Source organism: Amycolatopsis sp. NPDC004079 (assembly GCF_040610415.1).
GTDB lineage: Bacteria > Actinomycetota > Actinomycetes > Mycobacteriales > Pseudonocardiaceae > Amycolatopsis > Amycolatopsis halotolerans.
This window is the reverse complement of record NZ_JBEXMH010000080.1, coordinates 21,636-27,635: the sequence shown is the minus strand read 5'-3', so window position 1 is coordinate 27,635 and position 6,000 is coordinate 21,636. Positions and strand designations below refer to the sequence as shown.

Here is a 6,000-nt window from a genome sequence, read left to right as displayed (position 1 = left end):
CGTCCGGAAGCCGGAAGCCGGAAGCCGGAAGCCGGAAGCCGGAAGCCGGAAGCCGGAAGCCGGAAGCCGGAAGCCGGAAGCCGGAAGCCGGAAGCCGGAAGCCGGGTGCGCGGCGTCCCCGGGCGACTGTCGGAGACGCTTGGCGCGGTGGCTGGATCCGGCCTGCCGTGGGAACGGTTCTGAAGCAACGCTTTGACCATGCCGGTTCGGATGGCGGCCCGGGCTGGTCGGGCGGGCCGTTGCGGTGACCTCGGCGTGTGCGGTTGCCCGTCCGAGCCCGGGACTGGTCGGAATGGCTTCAGGTGCCTAGCCTGCGGGCGGCCGGGAGTATCGGTCTGAACAAACCCCCGGCTTCCTCGGGCCACTGCTTCTGCGCCGGACCTGCGAAATCAGGGGATCTCGGCCTCGATCTGGGCGAGCTGCGCGGCGAGGATTTCTTCGAACGCAGCGTGGCGGTCCGCTCCGAGGGGGCGGACGTCGCGGGCGAAGAAGGCCAACGCGGGAAACCGTTCGGGATCAGCGCCGAGCACCGCGACGCGGAACTGCTCCAAGCCCTGTTCGTACTCCTCCGCGGTGATGGTGCTGATGCCTGCCTCGGACGCGATCAGCGCGGCCAGGAGGATCACGATGCGGTGGTATCGCACCGGGACCTGCTCGTCGGGCAGGCCGGACGCGCGCAGGGCCTGCAGCAGTTCCTCCATGACCAGCCGGGATCCGGTGCCGCCGGAGGCGTAGCGGCCCCACACCGTCGCTAGCTGGGGCTGCTCGCCGAAGGCCGCGTGCAGGCGCAGGCCCAGTGCGGTGATGCGCTGCTTCCAGTCGCCTTCGGGGCGGTAGCCGTCCATGGCGGCCAAGAGGATCCGGTCGGCGACGGCGCGCAGCAGCTCGGTCTTGTTGCGGAAATGCCGGTAGAGGCTCGACGGATCGGTCCCGAGCGCCGCGGCGAGTTTGCGGACGCTGAACGACTCGGCGTCGCTCGTGCGCAGCAGGTCCGCCGCCGTGTCCAGGATTTCGTCGGTCGACCATCGCCTGCGGCCAGTCATCTCGCCCCTCTCGTCCGGCTCAGCATAGCCTATGCACTTGCCGATGCACACGGTGTGTGCATAATGAGGACAAAGCGCTGGGCGGACTCCGAGCCGCACCCGGCGTCTCGACTGGGGAAGAAGGAAACATGAGTGAACTCGCTGCTGCGGCGCGCCCGCCGGAGCCGGATTTCTCGGTGATCACGACCGAGGAACTGCTGGTCTACCGCGAGGCGGAGAACCGCTTCCGGGCCTCCGGCGCGGCGCGGGCGATTCTGGGGAAGCCGCATCCCGATGCCGCGATCGAGTGGCGGGAGATCGCGCTGCCTGGCCGCGACCTGCCGGTGCGGGTCTACCGGCCAGCGCGAGACCGAACCGGGCTGCCGCTGGTGGTCCATGTCCACGGAGGTGGCTTCGTGGGCACGGCGGCGCAGTGCGACTGGACCAACAGTCACCTCGCCGCACGGCTGCCCGCGGTCGTCGTTTCGGTCGAGCACCGGCTCCTTGCTCCTGGCAGCCCGCTCGCGAATGCTGCCGACGATGGCTGGGACGTGCTTCGCCACGTGGCGAAGCAGGCGGCGGAGTGGGGTGTCGACCCGGCGCGCGCGGCAGTGTTCGGGGAGAGTTGCGGAGCGCTGATCAGCGCGCTGGCGGCCGTCCGCGCCAGGGAAGCCGGTCTGGAACTCAAGGCGCAGGTGCTGGTCAACCCGGTAGTCGACGTCACCGAGACGATGTTCGACTACCCCTCGATCGCCGAATACGCATACCGCCCGAGCCGGGCCTTGCCGCTGCTGCAGCTTTTCCAGCGGCTCGCCGTCCCGCCGGGAGCCGACGCCAGCGCTGTTTCGCCACTGTCCACAGAGGACCTAAGTGGGCTCGCCCCGGCGCTCGTGGTGGCGCCAACCCAAGACGCGGTCGCCGACCATGGCCGCCGCTACGCCGAGCGGCTGCGCGAGGCGGGAACCTCGGTGCGGCTTACCGAATACCCGGGCGCGAAGCACGCGTTCCTCACTCTGCCCGGCGTGGAGCCGCAAGCCGAGGCCGCTCAGGCGGAGATCGTCGCGTTCCTCCGTGCAGCTCTGGCGAAGTGACAGCGAAAGCGCTGCCGCGCCATGACCGGAAACGAGAGAAGATCCTGATGACACAACGACTTCAGACACGAGGTCCGCTCGCAGCGATGTACGCGGGCCTCGCGCTCACCGTCCTCGCGACGGTCGCCGTCTACCTCGACCGCGGCACCACTCACCTGCTCGCTGACCACATCCGGACCGGCTACCCCTCCTATTCCCCGGCACAGGTCGACTCGGCCGTCACCACCTACCTGGTCGTGTTGTCCGCGATCGGAGCGCTCGGCGTCCTTGGCTGGCTCACGGCGGCCTGGGCCGTCAAAGCAGGCAAGAAATGGGCCCGCCCGGCCGCGAGCGTCCTGCTCGTGCTCGGGACAAGCGTCGGACTGGCCGGACTGCTGGCCAAGGACACCTCCGGCGCGACCGGCCTGCCGCCGGAACTGGGCTGGGCCGGGACGATTCCCTGCCTGGCGGGCGTTCTCGCGGTCGCCTTGCGGACCGGAAGGCGGACGACGTGACGAGCCACGACGCACCATGGAGGACAACCCAATGCAGCGGATAGGCATCATCGGCGTGGGCGAGATCGGCAAGGCCGTCGTCGAGGGTTTGCGCGGCGAAGGTGGTGCGGCACCGGAGATCTTCCTTTCTCCCAGGGGAGTCCGCGTCGCCGCCGAACTGTCCGAGCGTTTCGAGGGCGTCCAGGTGTGCGCCGACAATCAGGAGGTCGTCGACCGCGCGGACCTGGTGATCATTGCCGTGCGCCGCCAGGACCATCGCGAGGTACTCGGCGGGTTGAAGGTGGGTGACGACAAGACTGTTGTCAGCCTGATGGCCGGTGTCGCCATCGACGACCTGCGCCGGACCCTCGCCACCGGTGCCCCGATCGTCCGTGCCATTCCGCTGCCCGCCGTGCGCGAGCGTCGCTCTGTCACGGTGACCTGCCCTTCGCACCCGGCGGTGGACGCTCTTTTCACACAGCTAGGCGGGGCGCTCTCCGTCGCCGACGAGGACGACTTCAACGTCTTCTCCGCACTGACCGGGACTTTCACTGCCCACTACGCGTACCTCGGCACGCTCACCTCGTGGGCCGCCGGCCACGGCATCTCGCCAGACGTCGCCGACCGGTATGTGCGCGGCCTCTTCAAAAACGTCGGCCGCGCGCTGAATGACGAGAGCCGCACCCTGGATCAGCTTGCCGCCGACCACGAGACGCCCAAGGGGAACAACGAGCGGATCCGCACCACGTGGTTCGACCAGCCCAACGCCACGGCTCTCGCCACAGCACTGGACGGTCTCCTCGCCGATCTGCGGTAACCGAGTTCACCGCCGTCGGCGAAGCACCGACCGGGGGAACAACCGTCCCCGCATCGACAACGGAGCTGTCCGGCGCAGACTGTCCCGCAGCTGCCCGAAAGCAGGCTCCAACGTCGCGTCCGGGGCCGGTTCGTCGCTGTACCAGCTGCGTTCCACCGCGCCCAGCACAGTGCGCAAAGCCTCTCGGCCCGGCTCGTCCAGGCGGTGGCGTTCGGCGATCTTTCCGCCGGCTACGCGGACCGTGTCGCTGTCGGCGATCGGCAGGTCCCGGTCCGCGCACTCGGCTTTCAGCTCGCGCCACGCCGCGTCGGCCGCGCCGGGGGAGTGCGTCGCGATCGTCTGGAGGTGGCGGCGGCGCACCAGGTCCCGGATCGCGGCGGGGCCGCCGGTCGCCGCCAGGATCAGCACGACGACCAAGGCGAACCACCACGACACGGTCCCGGCGAGCAGGCCGATCGCGGCGACCAGCAGGACGGCTCCGGTCAGCGGCAGCCACAAGGCGGCCAGGTGCAGCGGAGTCGGTGCGGTGACGGGGTTTCTGACCAGCACGTTGCCCTCAGGTGCGGCTCCCGGCGGGACACCGGACGGGGTCAAGCCGGGCCGGGGGCGGCGGCGCAGGAAGTAAGCCGCCGCGACGGCCGCGGCGCCGAGGACGGCCAGGGTCAGCGCGAGCCAGGTCAGCCAGCTGTCGTCCGGGGCGGTGTCCGCGGGCGCGGCGGGCGCGGCCTGGTCGTGGGTCTTGTCGGCCGACGCGCCGGTGGACGGCGACGCCGAGCGCGGGGCCGTCGGGAGGTCGTCGGTCGCGTTGGGCTGCTGCGGGTTGTGGGTGTTCTGCTCGAGGTACGGCGGGACGATGCCGCGTCCGTCGGCGAGCGGGGTCGGGTCGAAGCTGACCCAGCCCTTGTCCCCGAAGTACGCCTCGACCCACGCGTGCGCGTCCTGCGAGCTGATCGACTGGTAGTCGCCCTTGGCGACGCCGGGGGTGAAGCCGATCGCGACGCGCGCGGGGATGTGCGCGACCCGCAGCATCACCGCCATCGCCGACGCGTATTGCTCGCAGTAGCCCCGTTTTCCCTTGAGGATGAAGTCGGCGAGCGCGTCGGCGTCGGTGGCGTCGGCGGTCTTCGTGTCGTACACGAAACCGTTCTGCGCGCTGAAGTACTGCCACAGCGCGGTGGCCCGGTCGAAGTTGTTCGTCTTGCCCGAGGTGAGCTGGTCGGTCAGCGCCGAGACCCGCCGGTCGACCTGGCCGATCCGCGTGTACAGCGCGGGGACCTCGTCGGACTTCGGCGCGGCGTCCCGCAGTTCCTCGGCGGTCGGCTCCTTCAGCGACGCGGTTTCCACGTAGGCGGGCGCGGGTTCGCTCGCGGTGGTGAACACCGAGCCGCTGACCCGGTCGTACAGCCACTGCGGCGGCACGCCCCGGAGCGCGCGCGGGGCTCCGTAGACCGGCAGCCAGTTGTCGACCCAGCGCGTCGGCTGGATCTGGATCTGCCGCGACACCCCGGTGCCGTCGTCGCCGGGCGCGGCGGGCAGCGTGCTGTTCGCGAGCACGCCGGACTGCGCCTGGCCGCCGGCGCGCAGGCCCCAGCCCTTGTTCGGGGTGTAGGTGTCCAAGGTGAACGCGCGCATCAGCCGCCGGTCCGCGCCGAGGCCTCGCACCTGGAACAGTTCGGTGTTCTGGCCCTGGTCGAGCAGCCCGCGCAACTGCGTGAACGGCGCGATGCCGAACCCGCCGGTCCCGTCGCCGTCGCCGCCGGGGCCGGACCCGAACGGGATCTTGCCGACGGTCCCGACCACGGTGATCCCGCCGCCCAGCAGGCCGAGCACGATCGCCGAGCTGACCACGGCCACCGGGGCTTGCGCGAGCCGCAGCATGCTGCCGGACCCGGGCGCGTCGCGGTTGCGCCAGCGGCGGTGCCGGTGGTTGCCGTCGAGCGCGAGCAGGCAGGCGAAGGCTCCCGCGCCGAGCACGAACGTCCACCACGGCATCAGTTCGTCCGACAGCGCCGCGGGCACCGCGTACACGCAGAGCAGCACGAGCCCGGTCGCGGCAGGCGCCGCGGCGGCGACGGCGAGCGTGTCGACCAGCACCGCGACCAGCCCGACCGCGATCGTGACCAGGCAGAGGATCGGCTGCGTGCTGTCGACCGGCGGGAGGCCGGTCCGGATCTGGTCGGCCGCCGCGGTGAGCGTGGCCTGCAGTTCGCCGAAGGCGGTCGGGCCGGGGAAAATCGTGAGGATGCCCTGCGTCGTGAACGCCCCGGTGATGAGGAAGAGCAGCACGAGCAGCTGCCCGAACCCGGCGACGACCGTCGGCGCGCGCAGCGAGCGCAACGCCAGGCCGGTGCCCGCGACGAGTACGACGGCGACGAAGAGATACCCGAACCAGGCCCATCCGGAGACGACGCTGGTCAGCGACGTGGCCGCGCACAGCGTCGCGAGCCCGGCGGCGATCGGCGGCAGCACGCTGCTCCGCCACGCGGGCGGCGGATCGGTCGGCTGCGGGGTGGGGGTGTGCGGGATCGGCGGCGCGCCGGACGGGCGGGGAGCGGTGGTGGTCATCGGGTCCCCTTGCGTGCTCGTGAGCGGCAATG

Annotated in this window: 6 protein-coding genes; 4 read left to right on the top strand and 2 right to left on the bottom strand. The window is 71.1% G+C overall.

What is annotated here, in order from left to right; all coding sequences use genetic code 11:
• Nucleotides 1–183, top strand: a 183-nt coding sequence (locus ABZX37_RS43295; protein WP_354749878.1) for a hypothetical protein, incomplete at its 5' end; no start/stop codon positions are given.
• A gap of 206 nt (nucleotides 184–389) precedes the next feature.
• Here the strand turns inward: ABZX37_RS43295 and ABZX37_RS43290 are convergent.
• Complete coding sequence (locus ABZX37_RS43290; RefSeq protein ID WP_354749876.1) at nucleotides 390–1,043, bottom strand: helix-turn-helix domain-containing protein; 654 nt, start codon at nucleotides 1,041–1,043, stop codon at nucleotides 390–392.
• Between the two features lie 128 nt (nucleotides 1,044–1,171).
• Here ABZX37_RS43290 and ABZX37_RS43285 point away from each other — a divergent pair, with 128 nt between their 5' ends.
• Genes ABZX37_RS43285 through ABZX37_RS43275 form a run of 3 tightly spaced genes read left to right on the top strand, consistent with a single transcriptional unit; the run spans nucleotide 1,172 to nucleotide 3,403 of the window.
• Nucleotides 1,172–2,113: an alpha/beta hydrolase gene (locus tag ABZX37_RS43285; protein WP_354749874.1), complete on the top strand. Its 942-nt coding sequence runs from the start codon at nucleotides 1,172–1,174 to the stop codon at nucleotides 2,111–2,113.
• A gap of 47 nt (nucleotides 2,114–2,160) precedes the next feature.
• On the top strand, nucleotides 2,161–2,607 hold the full coding sequence (locus ABZX37_RS43280; RefSeq protein WP_354749872.1) for a hypothetical protein: 447 nt from the start codon (nucleotides 2,161–2,163) through the stop codon (nucleotides 2,605–2,607).
• 31 nt (nucleotides 2,608–2,638) lie between these two features.
• Complete coding sequence (locus ABZX37_RS43275) at nucleotides 2,639–3,403, top strand: NAD(P)-binding domain-containing protein (protein WP_354749870.1); 765 nt, start codon at nucleotides 2,639–2,641, stop codon at nucleotides 3,401–3,403.
• A 6-nt stretch (nucleotides 3,404–3,409) separates the two neighbouring features.
• On the opposite strand, the gene ABZX37_RS43270 is transcribed toward ABZX37_RS43275, so the two are convergent.
• The gene (locus ABZX37_RS43270; protein WP_354749868.1) at nucleotides 3,410–5,968 is read right to left on the bottom strand and encodes a DUF3488 and transglutaminase-like domain-containing protein; all 2,559 of its coding nucleotides are present in this window, start codon (nucleotides 5,966–5,968) and stop codon (nucleotides 3,410–3,412) included.
• Between the last annotated feature and the right edge of the window lie 32 nt (nucleotides 5,969–6,000).

Excerpts from the sequence above, each read along its gene's own strand:
- ABZX37_RS43290 (WP_354749876.1), bottom strand. The coding sequence starts at position 1,043 with ATGACTGGCCGCAGGCGATGGTCGACCGACGAAATCCTGGACACGGCG.
- ABZX37_RS43285 (WP_354749874.1), top strand. The coding sequence starts at position 1,172 with ATGAGTGAACTCGCTGCTGCGGCGCGCCCGCCGGAGCCGGATTTCTCG.
- ABZX37_RS43280 (WP_354749872.1), top strand. The coding sequence starts at position 2,161 with ATGACACAACGACTTCAGACACGAGGTCCGCTCGCAGCGATGTACGCG.
- ABZX37_RS43275 (WP_354749870.1), top strand. The coding sequence starts at position 2,639 with ATGCAGCGGATAGGCATCATCGGCGTGGGCGAGATCGGCAAGGCCGTC.
- ABZX37_RS43270 (WP_354749868.1), bottom strand. The coding sequence starts at position 5,968 with ATGACCACCACCGCTCCCCGCCCGTCCGGCGCGCCGCCGATCCCGCAC.